The following is a 15,292-nucleotide window of genomic DNA, read 5'->3' on the forward strand; positions in this document are numbered from 1 at the left end:
ACACGGCGCGGGTTCCGGCTAGTGGGCGTTCACGAATTCACCCTGCCGATAGCGCGGGAAATAGCCCTCGGCGGTCGGGGGCACGCCGCGATTGAGGCGCTGGAACGCCTCCTCCATGAGGACGGCCCCGCAGATATAGGTTGGCAGCGTGTAGGACGCCCATCCCGCCTTGAAGTGAGCCAGCCCGGCATGTGCCTCGCCGGCGGGAACACCGCCGAGCGTCAGACGCTGGGCTACTGGCCGGAAAAACTCGATCGCCGCCTGCATCAGTGGATAGGAGATCGCTCGCTCATAGCCCGCGTCCGAATAGGCGGACAAATGCGCGTAGACGTCGCCGCCGTCCTGAAAATACCAGTCCGCGCCAATGAGCTCGTCCCGCAGCCAGGCGGATACGGCGGAAGTACCGGGGACTTCGATCTGGCGGGCGAAGATCTCGCGAGAGAATTTTCGCATGTCCGTGATGTTCTTTCGAGCAACCAGCCCTTCATACAGATCGGACCAGCGGCCTACGAAGGACGAGCCGGGGGAGAAGATCTCGATCCGGTAGTCTCGCGGAGCGGATGAACGCAGCTTTCTCCGATGGTGGCGACCGATCCGATCCGCAGCGTGGATATCGAGATCGATGACATAGTGCTGGTGAAGCGGACGAACGACTTCGAATTGCCTGGCGAGACCGCGTTCGTCCACGGGGGCGAAAGGGTCCGTCACGATTGTCGCCGAGACAAAGGGCCCTTCCAGCTCCTCGATGTCCTCGCGCAGCGTGCGCCAGTCTCGGCAAGCCAGCAGTGGATAGGCGCTCGCCAGGTCCCGCAGACCATGATCGATCGAACGAGAAATGAGATATCCGCCGGAGCGGTAAAGCGCGGCGATCTCCGGCTCAGTAGCCAAGGAACTGGCATAGGCAAGCGAACGATATCCTGCGCCTTGGTCCTGTGCCGAATTGGACATCAAATTCGAAGCGTCCCTCGCGCTATGAATAGCTGTTGTCGATCGGATAGAGATAGGTGCGCGGGGCTCGTTCGCCGGAGCCGATAACGGACACCGTGAGTTCCATCATCGCGGAAGCGAACAACGGATCGACATAAGTCTTCACCTTCACATGCAGCTCATCACCGGCAGTCGCGAATATCTCCTCGATCGGCAGGTAAGATTGCTGCCAATGGGTGAGCTTGGAGTAGGGCGAGGTGTTGATGACGATGCCCGGGGCGAGCTCCAGATCAAAGTAGCCGATGAAGCCATGGCAGGCGCCGTCAGCTTCGAAGCGGTGCACGAACTCGGTTTCGAAGAAAAACTCACTTGATTGATCTGTCTTACAGTCGAACGATCTGAGTTTGTATTCGCCGAGCAAGCTACTGGGTCGAGCCTCGACGATAATTCGACGCGGCGCGGCGAGTTGCCGACTTTCGGCGACGGAGAAGTCGAAACCGTGAACGGGCTTCTTCCAGAAGCCAAAACCTCTTTCCGTATAGAGCTGCGAATTGTCGATCGGCGCGATGTATATCGACGCAGATCCCGGAAGCGCTATGCCGGATGGCTTGAGGTACCGATCTCTTACCTGGCAGAACGCATCGAAGTGCCGGTATTCGTCGATGAGGTACATGCCGGCCCATTCGCTGAAGATAAGATCGACGGGCTCGGGCGCTGAGAACTTGGTGGCGTCACCCTTGATGAACGTGATCCGGTCGGAAAAGCCGTTGTCCGAGGCGATCTGTGTCGCGTCCTCTATCATGCTCGTTAGCTCGAGCGCGTAGACCTTGCGCGCGCCGGCTCGCGCCGCGAACAGCGACAGGATCCCGGATCCGGCTCCGACATCGATGGCAACCGTGCCCGGCTTGCACTGAGCGGCGATCGCCTGCCCGAACAGCCGCGTCCGGGTCTCGTCGGCCAGCATGCCGCGCTGGGAACGCCAGGACGAATAGGCCTCGGTGAATACTGCCGGCTGAACATTCGGGCCGTCGAATTGCACCAGTTCGGATTGTATGGCCCATTCCAGCAAGCGACGCCCTTCCGAGGCGGAGCCGTATTTCCTTGAGACAAAGCGCGCCACGAACTGCTCCTCCGTGGCGGAATTCGACAGCAGCGCTACCAGGCGGCCTGCATCCTGCGAAAGACAATAAACGCTCATTCTGGCATCCATCCTTGCGAGTATCGACAGATCAAAGAGAGGCCTATTCGCCTGGTGGCCTATGAATTCTAGGGTATTTCAAGGAGAGGTTCGACATAGCGAGAAGAATTGCCGTGCCGACAGTGGGAGAAGACGGCGGTCAATCCTTCCAGCTCCAACGCATCGGCACGGTCGAGCTTTCGTCAGTCGGCGTTTTTCTCACGACAAACGTGCTCTCCCACAAGCCGTAGTCCATGCGGATGCGGACATGCCGGCTCAAAAGCGCCTTGCACGCGGCCATGGCCTCGTCGAGCGGCCAGTGAAAGAGATCTTCCCGCTCCCAATCGACATGTTTCGCCATGGTGTTGAACACCAGCACGTTCGACACCGAGGGCCAGACCGCCGCGAGCGTGCTCCGTACGAACTCGACCATCTCGGGATAGCTGTTGCCGGGTCGGGCGGTGAAGACGCCGCACATGATGCAAGCATCGAACGCATCGGCTTCATAGGGCACCTCGCGCACGTCGCGGAGATCAAAGCGTTGATCCGGCCAGCGCGTTTGCGCGAGCTGAACGGTCGATGCGACAATATCCACCCCGGTATAATCGACCCGTTCCAGCAATTGGTTGGCCTTGAGGTAGTCGAGCAGAAGTCCCGGTCCGCAGCCGAAATCGAGCAGACGGAGGGGCCGCTCCGAGGTCGAGTTCGCAATTCCGGCCTCGGTGAGCTGGACGTGGAAACGTTTGGCCAGATCGTCGGCATTCGGCCAATAGACACCTTTTGGCGTCGCGCCCCACTCCAGGAGGGACCCGACATAGTCTTCGGTCAGCTTGCGGACGTCTTCTCGCATCAAGGGTCTCCTCCTCGGTAGCGCGAGGGTGCGCTACCGACCGACTGCTGTGATCATCGTCCCGGCCACTGCGCAATCAGGAGGATCGCAACGAGGATCAAAGCGGGTATGCACAGGGCTATGATGGTGTGCCTTTCGCGCCTTCGCATGCGCTCCAAGCGATGGAATGCGAACTCGAACATGCGTCGCCATTCCTGCTCCTTTTGCAGGATCTCGGTGCGCAGATCGGCGGTTTCCTTTGATCGGGCTTCGAGGGCGCGATCGATGCTTTTCATCGGCTCGAATGCGAGCTCGAACATGTGCCGCCATTCCGCTTCCTTTCGCAGGAATTCGCTGTGCAGGTCGGCCCTTTCCTTCGAGCGGGCTTCGAGAGCGCTATGGATCGTCTCCATCGTCTCGCTTTTCTCGGCCGCCGCCGCCGTTGCCGCCGCGAGCAACGCTTCCACCTCGCGCACGCGGATGCCGGCTTCGTAGGCGCGGACGGTTGCGTCCTTCGCGGTCCATTCTGCCTGGCGGAGGCGTTCTTCCGGGTCGAGAGCGACAGGCGCGACGCTTGGGGCTGACTCCGAGACCTCGCGCAACCGTCCCATCATGTTGCGTCGGCTGCGCTGGAACGACTGCGGATAGTCGGCGCCAAGATGGTCTTCGAGGTCGTTCAAGAGTTCCAGGGACAGGAGGGATTGCTCGAGCAGCGGCCGGGCCGCCCAATTTGAGGAACCATGGATGCGATAGTGCGCCAAGGGGCCTTCGAGATAGTCGATGAACCCCGACCGTGCCGCGAGCAGGCAGAGCGGCCAATCGCCTGCCGGCATATCTCGGAGCCACGCCGGGATATCCTGCAGCGCGGCGGCGCGGATCATGCCCCCGATACCGACGAAGTTGCTCTGGATCAGGTCGTCGATCGTCGCCCGCTTGTCCGTTCCCTTGAGGATCCGGATCACTTCGCCGGTCTCGGTGACCCGTGCGACATCGTGGTAGGTGATGGCGCTATCGGGATGCGCCTCCATGAAGTCGAACTGAGACTGCAGCTTGTCGGGTGACACCCAGTAATCGTCGCCATCCAGCCAGGTCAGGTAACGGCCGCGCGCCAGCTGCAGGGCCCGCGTCACGACGTCATTGTTGCCGAGATTGACGTCGGATCGGATGACGCGGATCCTGTCCGGATAGCGGTCGACGAAGTCCTGAATGACATCCATCGTCGAGTCCGTCGACCTGTCCTCCGATACGATCACCTCATAGGGGAAGGTTGTTTTCTGCATCAGCACGCTGTCGAGCGCCTGGGCAATGTATCGCTCATGGTTGTAGGCAACGATGACGGCCGTAACGGCAGGGTCATTCGATGGTCGTGCGGTCGCATCCGCGCGCAGGAGAGCATCGGCACCGCAATCCGGGCTGTCGGCGAAAGGATCGGCTCGCTCGATTTCGACGGACACGCCGCCGGATTGCTCGTTCAATTTATCCTCCCCCTCTCGTCACGAATGGGTCGATCCCCGGATGGTCCTCGATTCGTCCCGGAGGGCTGCTCCTCCCATCGCAAACGCCTGGCCGTGCCTGCACGGATATGGATCGTCAGCACGCGGCGGCGGCATCCGGACGCATTTGGCTACGATGCTACGCAATGCAGCCTCTCCGGGTTCATCCGATGCAGGATGTCCTCGCTCTGACGGCAGATGAAGCGCAGCAGGTCGCAAACATCGGTGACATTGCGCTCCAGCATCGCCGTTCCAGTGGGAAGCTGCATGACCCGTTGCACGAGTGCGTCCGTGACAGGTAGCGATACGGGCGCCGCTGCGCCGGACCCGTAAGGCGCCATGCGGTGTATGCCAGGATAGAAATAGCGCCGCGCCAGCACTCCCTCTGCTATGAGCAAGTCGACGATGGTGTCGCGCGTTAGTCCAGTCCGCGCGGGCTCGACCTCCGCAACTACATATTGGTAGTTCGAGCGAACCTCGTCGGGAAATTCATAGAGAGAGAGGCCATCGATGGCAGAGATCTCCCTCTTATAGATGCCGTGGTTGCGTCTGTTGACGTCGATGAAGGTATCCATGCTCTCAAGCGAGGTAAGTCCCATCGCCGCGGAGATCTCGGTCATCTTGCCGTTGGTGCCGGTGCTGGTGACGCTGTCGAGGCCGGCAAAGCCGAAATTGCGCATACGCCGAAGTCGATCTGCCAGCGCGGGATCGCGCGTCGTGATGGCCCCGCCCTCGAAGGAGTTCAGAAACTTCGTGGCGTGGAAGCTGAATACCTCGGCATCGCCGAAGACCCCGACCATGCCCTCGGCCGTGCCGCAGGCAAAGGCGTGAGCCGCATCATAGATCAGCTTGAGGCCACGGCGGTTGGCGAGGTCGGCGAGGGTCGGGATATCACAGCCGCGCCCCCAGGTATGGACGCCGATGATGGCGCTGGTTCGCGGCGTGATCATCGTCTCGACGGATTTCGGATCGATCGTATGTGTCTTCGGGTCGACATCGCAGAACACGGGCTGAACGCCGAGCCAGCTCAGGGCGTGGGCCGTGGCGACGAAGGTGAAGGCCGGGACGATCACCTCGCCCGTCAGCCCGAACGCCCGGATCACCAGTTCCAGTCCGATGGTCGCATTGCAGACGGCAATGCAATGCGGCGCTCCCGTCACCTCGCAGATCCGTCGCTCGAACTCGACGACGTTCGGTCCGTTGTTGGTCAGCCAGCGCCGATCGAACATGGCGTCAACACGCGCTTGGAAGCGCAGGCGGTCCCCCACATTCGGCCGGCCGACATGGAGCGCATCCTGAAAGAGCGGTGTCCCGCCGAACAAGGCGAGATCGTTCACGTCGCATTTGTTCATGCGTCCCTCCCTTTCCTCGTTCCGGCGGGGCGCGGACGCCCGGTTCGTCTACAGAACGAGGACAGGGACTGTCGTTCATGCTGTAGTCGTGAAGATCTGTTTGGCGGCGCGGCACGGCCCTCCGTCAGGCCACGGCCTGAAGGCCATAGCCGACGCTCTTCGGCGGCCTTGCCTCCGAGGCAAACGAGCCGGCGTCGTCGAAGCCCTTGGCGAAGGAAAGGCGAAACGCGTCGTGATACAGCCCGTGCAGCCGGGCGATCTCCATCTCGGAAAGGTTCGCTCCCCGTCTGGAGGCGTTCCGGTCCGCGGTGAACGCGGTCCGGAAGATGCGCGAATAGTCCCGCCAGTACTTATTCCAGATCGTGATCGTCTCTTTGACCCGAAGGTATTCGCTGATCATCGGGACCGGATGCAGCCGGTAGAAATGGCGGGCGGCTAAGCCCTGGCGGTAGGAGCGGTCGCAGAAGCCGTCGAAGGTGATCGCTCGCACCATGGTCGAGTGCGCTGCCGGCTCGTAGAAGACCTCGAGGCCGTGCCGATCGAGACGCCAGCCACATTCGATGTCTTCGTAGCCGAAGCGAAACTCCGGCGTGAACATCGCATGCTCGAGCAGGAAGGCGCGCTTGCAGGAGGAGCGGCCGCCCCAGAATTCGCGCCAACCATAGGTATTGGACGACGAGAGACCCGAATAGCAGAAGAGGGAGCCGGCCTTGTTGACGACATAGTCCATCACCGGCGAGCTGGAGACCTCCGGCGCCAGGGAGGTGTAGCCCAGGACCGCCTGATTGGGATTGGGATGCGACTGATGCGCAAGGAGATGCGTGCGCAGCGCGTCGGGATGCAAGACATCGTCATCATCGAGAAAGACGACGATCGGCGCGCTGGACGCGAAAATCCCAACGTTCTTGGCCGTAGCGATGCCGCAGTGCCGCAAGGTGAATACCTTGAGCGGCAGGTCCTGTCCATGACTGGCGAGAACCTCCAGCGTATTGTCCGTCGAGCCGTCATTGACGACGATAATCTCGAACTGGTCGCGCGGCAGCGTTTGTTTGGAGAGCGCATCGAGGACGAGCGGCAGGTAGTGGGCTCGATTGTAGGTCGGCAGGATCGCAGAGATTTCGAGGGCCATGGAGACTTCCTGCTGTTTACACGACGACGTCAAGCACTCGGAAAGCGTCTTCCGATGCGAGATGGCGATGATTGGTGAGCAGGATCTTGGATTGGCTGCGCGCGTGGTTGCCGTTGTAGGTCGTATTGGGCGGCCGTATCCGGTGAGCTGCTGGCGAGGCGTCGATGATTCCCATTTTCAAGCCGGCGTCCCTGATGATGACAGGCCAGATGTAATCGAGGCCCCAGGCCATTTCGGTTGTTTCGTCGAACGGGATCAGGAGCTTGGCCGCGTCGGCGCGGAGGCAGACCATGGGGCCAATCTCCACGAAGTTGGTCTGGCGAGCGATCGTGCCATCGCACTGAGCGGTGATCCGGTGATCGATGAAGCTGTCGCGGGTGCGCGCCGGTTGGAAGAGCGCGAAGTCCGCCCGGACGGCGACGGCAATCAAGTCGTCGAGGAAGCCGGGCGCCAGTTCGACATCGTCATCGGTGACGACGATCCAGTCGAAGTTCTGAAAATCACGGAGCATCCTGTTGATCAGGGTGAACCGCGCCGTCCGTCGCCTGACGACGGCGTCTCGCGCCGAGACAATCCGCGCGTTGGAATTCAGGGTGATGGCAGTCCAGCGCTGGGTGACGTTGAGGGTTCTGGCGCCAGCGAAAACGGCGCGGATATGCTCGTTGGTATTCTCGACGTCCGCCAGGTAGACGCCGACGGCGAGGACGTTCTGCTTGGCGCTGTTCATTGGAAGAGACTTTCGACTTTGGCGGAGAGCGCCTCGGTCGAGAAACGCTCTTCGATGAAACGACGCCCATTTGCCTGGGTGCTGCGCCAAAGCCCGTCATTCTCGAGCAGGGTGAGGATGTGCGCGGCGAAACCTTCAGGCGTGTCGGACTGCAGAAAATGATCGTTGGAGTCGTCGAGCATGCCTTCGAAGGCGATGCTCGTGCCGACGACGGGGAGGCCGTTGGCCATTGCTTCGCCGACTTTGCCCTTGACCCCGGCGCCAAAGCGCAGGGGAGCGACGCAGATGCGAGCGTCGGCATAGAGCGGGCTCAGATCTTCGACGTAGCCGAGCACCGAGACATTCGGATTTCGCGCGAGCTGCTTGACGCTGTCGTCGGGATTGCTGCCGGCAATCGTAAAATGAACGTCCGGTCGAACGATGAGGACGAGCGGTAATATCTCGTCGACGAACCACTTTACGGCGTCGACATTGGGCGTATGCCAAAAGCCGCCGACGAACAGCAGTCCCTTGCGGCGCTCCGGTCCCTTGAGTGGCGTCTTGGGGATGACAAAGATGTTGGGCAGCGTCCGGACGTTGGCAAGCGGCGACAGCTTCAGCAGCTCGCGCTTTTCATCATCCGTGACGGCGATCGTCACGTCGGCCTCGTTGGCGAGCCAGATCTCGAGCGCCTGCATCTCGTCAGCGGCCATCTCCAGTCTGGGATCGTCTTTCAGCTTTGCCTCGCGTCGCAGGCGCAGCGCATGAAAATCGACCATGTCGTACAGAATGATCGTCTCGGGCCGCTTTTCCCGGATGATCGGAAGAAAGGTTTCCGCGACATTGGGGAAGGAAAGGAAGGCATCGGAAAGCCGGGGCTCTGCCTCATCCAGTAGGCGCTCGAGCTGAGCCGGGCCGTAGAGTATCTGGGTCACTCCAGCGTTGTGGAGCGCCGTTTCGTAGCGATGCCGCCCCAGCTTGGTGGCGAGGTCGCCGGGGAGCGCGCTCTTCTCGAAAAGCGAGCAGAAGATGATCGGGCGCTGTTTCCGTGCGGTGAGCTCGATCAGTGTCTTGAGGCGAAGGGCGCCGCTGCTCTGGTCAAACATCGGCGGCATGTCCGAGCAGATCAGGATCGCCGCCTCATCGGTCGGCGTAGCCCGGGACGAGACGTTCGTGAGCTTGAACGTTTCGCGAGGCGAAAAGTCGTATTTGTAAATAAACTTATGGAATGCCGGGCGGGGGCGACCATCCTCCAGGAGGACGATCTTCCGGGCCCACACGCGGGGCGTGCGGTCGTTGAAGAGGAGCTTGCGCACCCAGCCGCGCGGTTTGCCGTTCTCGTGAAAGGCGAACGGTACAAAGGGGGGGCGGACGGCGCGGCCGATGGTCCGGGGCAGATGGGCAATCCTGTAGCTGAGCGCCCGCTCGCGGCGTGCGATCTTCGCACGCAGCTGGGCGATTTCCTGATAGCGGGCATCGATCTCTGACCGCATGGTTTCATTCGCGGCGACCAGGGATGCCTGTTGGTCGCGCAGCGCCTGAAGCTCGCCATGCGGAATGAATTTGTGCTCGAAGCCCGCCGCATGGGGCATGTCGCGCTCTATGGCGCGGAGGATGAATTCCGTCGCTGCGATGAAGGGAGCGGCAGCCAGGATCGCGGTGAGCGGTGGCTTGCGGAGGTGCTTTGCCGTGACGTTGATGTAGATGTCTCGACCTTCGTCGACGTTGCGGGCAAAGGCGGCTCCGACGCCAACGCTCGCGGCGAAGTCCCGCCATTGAAACGGCAGGTCGATGTTGCCGTTGTCATAGAAGGCGAAGGGGATGTCGTAGGCGCAGGCGATCATGGCGGCGCCGAGGGAGCCGGCGAGAACGAAGGAGGCGCCGGCGATTTCGTCGATGCGTTCGATCAGCTTGGCGAAGCTGGGCTCGACGGTCGGGCGCACGACAAGATCGACCCCCGACGCGTCGATCAGCTCGGCATCGGTTGACGTATCCAGGAGATGGGGCACGCAGATCGTCTTGCCGGCCGTCGAAGCGCGCGCGTTGACGGTGTGGACGAGCGGCAGCAGGAGGGTCGGATCTCCGAGCGGTGCCGATTTCGGCAGGCCGAGGCTGTCACGGGTGAGGGGGCCGCGCGCGCCAAGGAAGGTCGAGCATCTGAGGCGCTCGGAATCGAGAGGGGCATCGTCCCGCTTGCCGCAACCCCAGAAGGCGACTTCGGAGGGGCGGCCGGGGTTTGCGCCGTCCTTCGCGTCAAATGGGAAGGTGTCGATGAGGCCGCCGACCAGCCAATGCCTGTGAGCGAGCCCTCTATCTGAGGTTGCAAGCGACGCCGGGAGGTAGGTGCCGAGATAGTCGCCGATATCCTGGACGCGCTGACCATCCGGTTTCCATCCTAGGCGCGCGCGAATGACCTTCTCGATAGGCGTGTCGATGTCGGGGAAGGACGCCGGCAGATCAAGATCGTCCACGGCGTGAAGGGCGCTTGGGCCAAGCGGGATTGCGGGTTTGGTCATCAGAATTTTGCCTGGCAGAGGCCCGCTCCGGGCGCATGACGAATCGTGCGTAAGGTCCAAAAGTCCATGAGAGCCTCGATGCCGCCGTCTTCCGTATATTAGAGAAGCACAAATGCTATGTTTGTAAATCCACGATACCAAAAAAAGCTTACGAAAGGGAAGCTTCCGACTTTTGGTGCAGCCTTCACGATATATAAGAGTCGTTCTCATATTAATCGTTATATAGCTCGCCTTATGAAAGCGATCTTGATTTGATGCGATCTATGGATTTCGATAAAACGACCGAAACCTTGTTGCGTTGATTCGATTGTTAAAATTTTGAATAATTATTATATTTGTAATATCATCAGGGTCATTGTGTAATTTTGTTGGCTGTCAATAGGCGAAGCCCTGGAGGTAATGGCTCAAACGGCGCCGCGGGGCGGGTGCGGCGGCTTCTGCGCGCGGAATGAGTCCATCAGGCAGAATGCCGGTCTCTCTGCCGCGGCGTCGCGGTCCAGGCGGATCCAAATGGCAGCTTGCGGCAGGTGCTATGCCGCAGGCGATCTGCCATGGTTAGAGGCGCGGCTGCCTCAGCCGGGGCGTGATGTCAGGCGGTTCTTGTCATCGCGGCGGAAGGGTGGCTCGGCGACTTGCTCGGCATCCCTAGGTTGAATATAGAGTGATTTTACATCTCAGGTTGTAGGACGATCTCGGGACATTGTGACCTCGATCGGCGAGGTCGGATCGCGGCGGTTCCGCTTTCCCGGTCCGTGTTTCCGCGAGAGGCGAGACGAGAACCGGGAGGCTATCCGGGCCGCTCGCCGAGCGAGCGTGCGGTGTCGTGGGTGCAGCCGCGAATATGCCGATCGAAGGCGCCGGCGACGAGCCGGTCAGGACTGGCTTCAGCTTCAGAAGCCGGCATGGCCGACGAGGCGACGTCGTTGCCCATGCGACGTCAATTTATCGGCCTGATTGACTGGCCGCCTTGGACTTGAGGTCTCGGGAGACGGTGTCCCGGCCCGCCGCCTCGAACGACGGGACGGTTACCCGTCGGCGCCGAAACCAAATTCCGGGTCGCCACGCAAATTTGGAACATCCTCTCTCACGATATCCGACTAACTATGTAGAATTAATCCACATTAGCGAAGCAGATATGGCGAATTTTCGGATTGTCAGGAAACTTGGCCGGCCCTTCGAGCGCAGGGGGGCAGGTGAATCACAGCGCTGCGACGCGTCTCGAGACGATTGACCTCGATCGGGCGGCGTTTGACGCGGACGACCTTGGCCGTTGTTTCCGGTCGAGATCGCCGTCAGGCGGATCATCCTGGCGGACGGTTGCGTCGCCGAGGCTAACACCTTCGAAGGTCCTCATGCCGGTCTCCCTGGACATTTCCTCGACCTGTTCGCTCCGGCGCCTTGCAAGGGCGGATGTGTGATCCCGCTGCCGGCACCTGCGACCGCTCCGTAGAGGCGTTTGCCTTCATGACTTGGGAACTGTTGCGCGAGTTCGACCTGCACTGAGGCGGAAGAGCAGGGGATGACGGCGGCGAGGTCTTCTCGCCGCTTTTTGTTTTTCCGATTGCCCGTGGGGAAGCCCACGACCCTTGCATCCGCTGGGGATCGTCAATGGACCGTTGAACGGGCCGCATCCAGCTGCCTCATCGCCTCTCGCGCACACCCTCGAGCGGGCGCAACCGGCGCGCTCCCTTTCCATCCCGAAATGACACTTAGGTGATGAGCGAAGTTTCCGCTTGCGTCACGGCCTGCGGAGTCATAACTTAGGCCCATGCCTAAGTGTCATGCATCCATCGATGTCCTGCTCAATGCCCTTTCGGAGCCTGCGAGGCGCGCGATCGTCGAGCGGCTCGCGCTCGGTCCTGCATCCGTCAGCACCCTGGCGTCGGTGACGCCGATGTCGCTGCCGTCCGTGATGCAGCACCTGGGGGTTCTCGAAGAGGCGATGCTGATCCGGTCGGAAAAGATCGGCCGGGTCAGGACGGTCTCGCTCAAGCCCGATGCTCTCAAGGAGCTGGAGAATTGGGCGGCCGCGCAGCGGACGGCATGGGAGCGCAAGCTGGATCACTTGGGTGACTATCTCGAAGAAATGGACGTGTCTGAGGAGAAAACACGATGACCGATACGACCGTTACCCATGGATCTTTCACGTTGGAACGGGTCTACAACGCGCCCGTGTCGCGCGTTTACAAGGCCTATACGGACGCCGAGGCCCGCCATCGCTGGCTGATCCGGGCGGACGACTGGACCGTGCATGAATATCGGCCCGCGCCAAGGCCCGAGGTGGGCGCGACCGAGTTCAGCAAGTTCAGCCCGCCCGGCGCGCGCGTCGTCCTCACCAACGAGACGGTTTTTCTCGACGTGCAGGAGAACGACCGCGTCATCGTCGCCTACGCCATGACGCTGGAAGGCGCGCCGCTGTCGTCGTCGTTGCTGACGACCGAGTTTCGCGCCGAACCCGACGGCAAGACCCGCATCATCCTCACGGAGCAGGGCGCCTATCTCGACGGCAACGTGAAGGGGCGCGAGGCAGGCACGAGGATCATGCTGGAGCGCTTCGCCAAGGAGGTCGAACCGACGGCCGTCGGCTAGCGGATCTCGAAATCAGGCCGCCGGTGCGCGCCGCGCCCGGCGGCCGTTTCAGGCGCGGCTGACGATGAGCTTCAAAGAGCCTTCGAAGAAGGGTTGATGGCGCAGGGGACCGAAGCGGTGATCCCAGGTGCCGTCTGCCAGGTCGCGGCCGAGATGCTCGACGAAGCGCTCGCCGACGGACGGGTCGAGGAAGCTCCAGGCCGAATTTGCCAGGCGGGCGCCCGGCTCCAGCAGGCGTTCCGGCCGGCCGTAATAGGCCTCGCTGAAGCCATCGGTACAGCCGAGCGGAATGGCGAGCGGGAGGATGTCCGCCCCGCCCAGCGCCGCCGCGATGTCGCGCGTGGCGGGATAGCGGCTCGCTTCGACCGCGATCGCCTCCGGCGCGTAATCGTTCAGCCAGAAACGATCGAGCTCGTCCGGGGCGCAGCTCAGGAGGATCACCGGCCCGCGCGTCACGCGCCGCATCTCGGCGAGGCCAGCGCCGAGGTTCGACCACTGGTGCACCGTGAACGTCGCCATGCTGGCGTCGAAGCTGTTGTCGGCGAATGGCAGATGCTCGGCCACCGCGTCGATCGCCTCGGAGAGATGGGCGGGGCGCTGGGCGCGCATCGACGCGGATGGCTCCACCGCCGTGACGTCGCGATCCGTCGGCTCATAGGAGCCGGCTCCCGCTCCGACATTCAGCACGCTGCGGGCGTCGCCGAGCTGGTCCAGAATCGCTTGGGCGATATGCGGATCGGGCTGGCGATAGCGCGTGTAGCCGCCGCCGATGACGCCATAGTCGGCATCCCCGGCGCTGCCGTCGCCTTTGCGCAAAATAGACATGTGCCCCCTCCGATCCGCGTTGCGAGCGTGTCATGGAACCGATTTGTTGCAGCGGTATGACGCCCCTATAAGGCCGCCTTGAACTCTCCAGACCCTGCGGACCCATGATTCGTCTCGATAACATCAGCAAGCAGAACGGCCACCAGATCCTGTTCATCGACGCCTCGATGGGGCTGCAAAAGGGCGAGAAGGTCGGCCTGGTCGGTCCGAACGGCGCCGGCAAGACCACGCTCTTCCGGATGATCACCGGCGAGGAGAAGCCGGATGACGGCCAGGTATCGATCGATCCGGGTGTGACCATCGGCTATTTCAGCCAGGATGTCGGCGAAATGTCGGGCCGCAGCGCTGTGTCGGCGGTGATGGATGGCGCCGGCCCGGTCAGCGAACTGGCGGCCGAGATGGCCGAGCTCGAGGCCGCCATGGCCGATCCCGACCGGATGGACGAGATGGACGCCATCGTCGGACGCTATGGCGACATCCAGGGCCGCTTCGAGGAGCTGGACGGCTACGCGCTGGAGGGCCGGGCGCGCGAGGTGCTGGCGGGCCTGAGCTTCAGCGAGGAGCGGATGGACGGCGACGTCGGCGGGTTGTCGGGTGGCTGGAAGATGCGCGTCGCGCTCGCGCGCATCCTGCTGATGCGGCCCGACGGCATGCTGCTCGACGAGCCGAGCAACCATCTCGACCTCGAGAGCCTGATCTGGCTGGAGGACTTCCTGAAGGCCTATGACGGCGTGCTGCTGATGACCTCGCACGACCGCGAATTCATGAACCGCATCGTCGGCAAGGTGGTCGAGATCGACGGCGGTTCGCTCACCACCTATTCCGGCAATTATGATTTCTACGAGCAGCAGCGCGCGCTGGGCGAGAAGCAGCGCCAGGCGCAGTTCGAGCGCCAGCAGGCGATGCTCGCCAAGGAGATCAAGTTCATCGAGCGCTTCAAGGCGCGCGCTTCGCATGCCTCGCAGGTGCAGAGCCGGGTGAAGAAGCTGGAGAAGATCGACCGGGTCGAGCCGCCGCGCCGCCGCCAGTCGGTGCAGTTCGAGTTCCGCCAGGCGCCGCGCTCCGGCGACGATGTCGTCAGCCTCAAGAACGTCCACAAGGGCTTCGGCAGCCAGTCGATCTATGAGGGGCTGAACTTCCAGGTCCAGCGCAAGGAGCGCTGGTGCATCCTCGGCGTCAACGGCGCGGGAAAATCCACCCTGCTGAAGATGGTGGCCGGTTCGACGGAGCCGGACCAGGGCATCGTGACGCTCGGCGGCAGCGTCAAGATGGGCTATTTCGCGCAGCACTCGATGGAGCTGCTCGACGGCGACGAGACGGTTTTCGAGTCGCTCGAGGGTTCATTCCCGCAAGCCGGGCAGGGCTCGCTGCGCGCGCTCGCCGGCTGCTTCGGCTTCTCCGGCGACGATGTCGACAAGCGCTGCCGCGTGCTGTCGGGCGGCGAAAAGGCGCGTCTGGTGATGGCCAAGATGCTGTTCGATCCGCCGAATTTCCTCGTCCTCGACGAGCCGACCAACCATCTCGACATGGCGACGAAGGAGATGCTGATCGCCGCGCTCTCGGATTTCGAGGGAACGATGATTTTCGTCTCGCATGATCGCCACTTCCTGGCGGCGCTCTCCAACCGCGTGCTGGAGCTGACGCCGGACGGCATCCGCCAGTATGGCGGAGGCTATACGGAATATGTCGCCAGCACCGGCAGCGAAGCGCCCGGCCTGCACCCGGCCGGGTAGGGCGGCGTCGGCGGCT

General features: G+C 62.2%; 13 protein-coding genes. 3 read left to right on the top strand and 10 right to left on the bottom strand.

The annotated features are described in order from the left end of the window. Nucleotides 1–18: 18 nt before the first annotated feature. The 9 genes from K32_RS04140 to K32_RS04180 form a co-directional block, all read right to left on the bottom strand. A complete protein-coding gene (locus tag K32_RS04140) occupies nt 19–948 on the bottom strand; it encodes a hypothetical protein (protein ID WP_201402812.1) in 930 nt (309 codons plus the stop codon). A gap of 22 nt (nt 949–970) precedes the next feature. After that, complete coding sequence (locus K32_RS04145; RefSeq protein WP_201402813.1) at nt 971–2,125, bottom strand: methyltransferase domain-containing protein; 1,155 nt, start codon at nt 2,123–2,125, stop codon at nt 971–973. Between the two features lie 139 nt (nt 2,126–2,264). Beyond that, nucleotides 2,265–2,954: a bifunctional 2-polyprenyl-6-hydroxyphenol methylase/3-demethylubiquinol 3-O-methyltransferase UbiG gene (locus tag K32_RS04150; protein ID WP_201402814.1), complete on the bottom strand. Its 690-nt coding sequence runs from the start codon at nt 2,952–2,954 to the stop codon at nt 2,265–2,267. A gap of 53 nt (nt 2,955–3,007) precedes the next feature. Continuing rightward, nucleotides 3,008–4,408: a glycosyltransferase gene (locus K32_RS04155; RefSeq protein ID WP_201402815.1), complete on the bottom strand. Its 1,401-nt coding sequence runs from the start codon at nt 4,406–4,408 to the stop codon at nt 3,008–3,010. A 149-nt stretch (nt 4,409–4,557) separates the two neighbouring features. Beyond that, complete coding sequence (locus K32_RS04160) at nt 4,558–5,778, bottom strand: DegT/DnrJ/EryC1/StrS family aminotransferase (protein WP_201402816.1); 1,221 nt, start codon at nt 5,776–5,778, stop codon at nt 4,558–4,560. 124 nt (nt 5,779–5,902) lie between these two features. Further along, on the bottom strand, nt 5,903–6,907 hold the full coding sequence (locus K32_RS04165) for a glycosyltransferase family 2 protein (RefSeq protein ID WP_201402817.1): 1,005 nt from the start codon (nt 6,905–6,907) through the stop codon (nt 5,903–5,905). A 16-nt stretch (nt 6,908–6,923) separates the two neighbouring features. After that, the gene (locus K32_RS04170) at nt 6,924–7,634 is read right to left on the bottom strand and encodes a hypothetical protein (protein WP_201402818.1); all 711 of its coding nucleotides are present in this window, start codon (nt 7,632–7,634) and stop codon (nt 6,924–6,926) included. After that, a complete protein-coding gene (locus K32_RS04175) occupies nt 7,631–10,129 on the bottom strand; it encodes a glycosyltransferase (RefSeq protein WP_201402819.1) in 2,499 nt (832 codons plus the stop codon). Before K32_RS04175 ends, K32_RS04170 begins: the two co-directional genes overlap by 4 nt. A 787-nt stretch (nt 10,130–10,916) precedes the next feature. Then, nucleotides 10,917–11,060 carry a hypothetical protein gene (locus K32_RS04180; RefSeq protein WP_201402820.1) on the bottom strand — a complete coding sequence of 48 codons (144 nt, stop codon included), beginning with the start codon at nt 11,058–11,060 and terminating at the stop codon, nt 10,917–10,919. A gap of 837 nt (nt 11,061–11,897) precedes the next feature. Between K32_RS04180 and K32_RS04185 the strand changes: the two genes are divergently transcribed. Both K32_RS04185 and K32_RS04190 read left to right on the top strand, forming a co-directional pair. Further along, nucleotides 11,898–12,245, top strand: a complete 348-nt coding sequence (locus K32_RS04185) for a helix-turn-helix transcriptional regulator (protein ID WP_201402821.1) — start codon at nt 11,898–11,900, stop codon at nt 12,243–12,245. Beyond that, entirely contained in the window at nt 12,242–12,718 is a 477-nt protein-coding gene (locus K32_RS04190; protein WP_201402822.1) for an SRPBCC domain-containing protein, read from the top strand. Before K32_RS04185 ends, K32_RS04190 begins: the two co-directional genes overlap by 4 nt. A gap of 48 nt (nt 12,719–12,766) precedes the next feature. Here the strand turns inward: K32_RS04190 and K32_RS04195 are convergent, their stop codons facing one another. Beyond that, complete coding sequence (locus K32_RS04195) at nt 12,767–13,543, bottom strand: class I SAM-dependent methyltransferase (protein ID WP_201402823.1); 777 nt, start codon at nt 13,541–13,543, stop codon at nt 12,767–12,769. 104 nt (nt 13,544–13,647) lie between these two features. Here K32_RS04195 and K32_RS04200 point away from each other — a divergent pair, with 104 nt between their 5' ends. Beyond that, nucleotides 13,648–15,276, top strand: a complete 1,629-nt coding sequence (locus K32_RS04200; RefSeq protein WP_201402824.1) for an ABC-F family ATP-binding cassette domain-containing protein — start codon at nt 13,648–13,650, stop codon at nt 15,274–15,276. Nucleotides 15,277–15,292 lie beyond the last annotated feature (16 nt).

The organism is Kaistia sp. 32K (assembly GCF_016629525.1).
Classification (GTDB): Bacteria; Pseudomonadota; Alphaproteobacteria; order Rhizobiales; family Kaistiaceae; genus Kaistia.

What these genes read in the sequence shown, in the direction of transcription:
- K32_RS04140 (WP_201402812.1), bottom strand. Translation starts at nt 948, where the DNA reads ATGTCCAATTCGGCACAGGACCAAGGCGCAGGATATCGTTCGCTTGCC.
- K32_RS04145 (WP_201402813.1), bottom strand. Translation starts at nt 2,125, where the DNA reads ATGAGCGTTTATTGTCTTTCGCAGGATGCAGGCCGCCTGGTAGCGCTG.
- K32_RS04150 (WP_201402814.1), bottom strand. Translation starts at nt 2,954, where the DNA reads ATGCGAGAAGACGTCCGCAAGCTGACCGAAGACTATGTCGGGTCCCTC.
- K32_RS04160 (WP_201402816.1), bottom strand. Translation starts at nt 5,778, where the DNA reads ATGAACAAATGCGACGTGAACGATCTCGCCTTGTTCGGCGGGACACCG.
- K32_RS04165 (WP_201402817.1), bottom strand. Translation starts at nt 6,907, where the DNA reads ATGGCCCTCGAAATCTCTGCGATCCTGCCGACCTACAATCGAGCCCAC.
- K32_RS04170 (WP_201402818.1), bottom strand. Translation starts at nt 7,634, where the DNA reads ATGAACAGCGCCAAGCAGAACGTCCTCGCCGTCGGCGTCTACCTGGCG.
- K32_RS04175 (WP_201402819.1), bottom strand. Translation starts at nt 10,129, where the DNA reads ATGACCAAACCCGCAATCCCGCTTGGCCCAAGCGCCCTTCACGCCGTG.
- K32_RS04180 (WP_201402820.1), bottom strand. Translation starts at nt 11,060, where the DNA reads ATGGGCAACGACGTCGCCTCGTCGGCCATGCCGGCTTCTGAAGCTGAA.
- K32_RS04185 (WP_201402821.1), top strand. Translation starts at nt 11,898, where the DNA reads ATGCCTAAGTGTCATGCATCCATCGATGTCCTGCTCAATGCCCTTTCG.
- K32_RS04190 (WP_201402822.1), top strand. Translation starts at nt 12,242, where the DNA reads ATGACCGATACGACCGTTACCCATGGATCTTTCACGTTGGAACGGGTC.
- K32_RS04195 (WP_201402823.1), bottom strand. Translation starts at nt 13,543, where the DNA reads ATGTCTATTTTGCGCAAAGGCGACGGCAGCGCCGGGGATGCCGACTAT.
- K32_RS04200 (WP_201402824.1), top strand. Translation starts at nt 13,648, where the DNA reads ATGATTCGTCTCGATAACATCAGCAAGCAGAACGGCCACCAGATCCTG.